This is a genomic window from Paracoccus litorisediminis (genome assembly GCF_009711205.1).
Taxonomy (GTDB): Bacteria; Pseudomonadota; Alphaproteobacteria; order Rhodobacterales; family Rhodobacteraceae; genus Paracoccus; species Paracoccus litorisediminis.
In genome coordinates this window covers 1-1,468 of the sequence record NZ_WMIG01000057.1, presented here as the reverse complement: position 1 = coordinate 1,468, position 1,468 = coordinate 1, and the positions used below count along the sequence as shown (strand labels likewise).

At 64.5% G+C, this 1,468-nt stretch carries 2 protein-coding genes; both read right to left on the bottom strand.

The window, feature by feature from the left end; translation table 11 throughout:
- Positions 1 to 100: 100 nt before the first annotated feature.
- A complete protein-coding gene (locus GL300_RS26020; protein WP_155042573.1) occupies positions 101 to 1,027 on the bottom strand; it encodes an electron transfer flavoprotein subunit alpha/FixB family protein in 927 nt (308 codons plus the stop codon).
- A partial coding sequence (locus tag GL300_RS26015) for an electron transfer flavoprotein subunit beta/FixA family protein (RefSeq protein ID WP_170297821.1) occupies positions 1,027 to 1,468 on the bottom strand: 442 nt, incomplete at its 5' end. The genes GL300_RS26020 and GL300_RS26015, both read right to left, overlap by 1 nt.

Genomic DNA, 1,468 nt, shown 5'->3' with positions numbered 1-1,468 from the left:
CGTTCAATGTAAAAACCGCCCGGAGGCCGGGCGGTTTCGGAACGTCATTTCGGGGGCTCTGCCCTCGATCCCTGCGGGATATTTGCGCAGGAAGGAGGCGTCAGAGTTTCTCGGTCAGCTCGGGGATGGTGGTGAACAGATCGCCAACCAGACCGTAATCGGCAATCTGGAAGATCGGGGCCTCTTCGTCCTTGTTGATGGCGACGATGACCTTCGAATCCTTCATCCCGGCAAGGTGCTGGATCGCGCCCGAGATGCCGATGGCGACGTAAAGTTCGGGGGCCACGACCTTGCCGGTCTGGCCGACCTGCCAGTCGTTCGGGGCGTAGCCACTGTCGACCGCTGCGCGTGAGGCACCGACGGCGGCACCCAGCTTGTCGGCCAGCTTCTCGATGATCTCGAAGCTTTCCTTGGAACCCACACCGCGCCCGCCCGAGACCACGCGCTTGGCCGAGGTCAGTTCGGGGCGATCGCTGGCCGCGACCTCATCCGAGACCCAGACCGACAGCGCCGGATCGGCTGCCGGAGCGGCGTCGGCGACAGCGGCTGCGCCACCTTCCGATGCGGCGTCGAAGCTGGCGGTGCGGACGGTGAAGACCTTCTTGCCGTCTTTCGATTTCACCGTCTGGATGGCGTTGCCGGCATAGACCGGGCGCTCGAAGGTGTCGGCGTCGATGACGGCCGAGACATCCGAGATCACCATCACATCCAGCAGCGCCGCAACGCGGGGCATGACGTTTTTCGCATCCGTCGTCGCCGGCGCGGCGATATGGCTGTAATCGCCGGCAAGGCTGACCAGCAGCGCCGCGGTCGGCTCGGCCAGACGGTGGCCGTAAAGCGCGTTTTCGGCGACCAGAACCTTGGCGACGCCCGCGATCCTGGCAGCGGCTTCGGCAGCGGATTTGGCGGATGCACCGGCGCAAAGCACGGTCACATCGCCCAGGGATTTCACCGCATTGACCGCCTTGGCGGTCGCGTCGCGGTTCAGTTCGCCATTGGTGACTTCACCCAGCAGAAGAACGGCCATCAGATCACCCCCGCTTCTTTCAGTTTCGACACAAGCTCATCGACCGAGCCCACCTTGATCCCGGCCTTGCGGCCCTCGGGTTCGCGGGTCGAGACGACTTCCAGACGCGGGGTGACATCGACGCCGTAATCGGCAGCGGTCTTTTCATCCAGCGGCTTTTTCTTGGCCTTCATGATGTTGGGCAGCGAGGCGTAGCGCGGCTCATTCAGGCGCAGGTCGGCGGTGACGACGACGGGCAGGGCGACCTCGATGGTCTGCAACCCGCCATCGACCTCACGGGTGACTTTCGCCTTGCCGCCTTCGATGTCGAGCTTGCTGGCAAAGGTCGCCTGACCCCAACCCAGCAGCGCCGAGACCATCTGGCCGGTGGCGTTCATGTCATTGTCGATCGCCTGCTTGCCGGCGATGACCAGATCCGCGCCTTCGGCCTTGGCGACCTCG